This window comes from Mucilaginibacter sp. P4_C11 (genome assembly GCF_056402115.1).
The window spans coordinates 1-585 of sequence record NZ_JBFUIA010000093.1; the positions used below are offsets into that span (position 1 = coordinate 1).

The following is a 585-nucleotide window of genomic DNA, read 5'->3' on the forward strand; positions in this document are numbered from 1 at the left end:
GTGGTGAATACGTTCCCGGGCCTTGTACACACCGCCCGTCAAGCCATGGAAGCTGGAAGTGCCTGAAGTGCGTAACCGCAAGGAGCGTCCTAGGGTAAAGTCGGTAACTGGGGCTAAGTCGTAACAAGGTAGCCGTACCGGAAGGTGTGGCTGGAATACCTCCTTTCTGGAGCAGTATCTCGAGCTAAGTTATTGTAACAAGTTACCTACATGATTATTTCTTAAAATTGGTTTGCTGAATTATACTATATAGTTCAGTTATACTAATAAACACACAAAAGGAAACCCAAAAGATGAAGCCAATTAGTGGCGCTAATCAAAAGGTGATACGAGATTGCAAGAAATCGGGAATAGGAGAATCACAAATCGTAAATCCGAATTTCGAAATCGACCCAGTCCTGTAGCTCAGCTTGGTTAGAGCACTACACTGATAATGTAGGGGTCAGCAGTTCAAATCTGCTCGGGACTACAAGCAATTATTGAATTGGATAATTATAGAATTACTGAATAAAAAGTATTCAATAATTCAGACATTCAATAATTCAATCATTCATTTTTAGGGGGATTAGCTCAGCTGGCTAGAGC

General features: G+C 41.5%; 1 tRNA gene and 1 rRNA gene. Both read left to right on the forward strand.

Annotated features, from left to right (window positions below):
* Window positions 1-166: ribosomal RNA gene (locus AC1DU2_RS30880) — 16S ribosomal RNA — on the forward strand; the annotation flags it as partial.
* Between the two features lie 228 nt (window positions 167-394).
* Window positions 395-469, forward strand: a tRNA-Ile gene (locus tag AC1DU2_RS30885).
* Window positions 470-585: the final 116 nt, after the last annotated feature.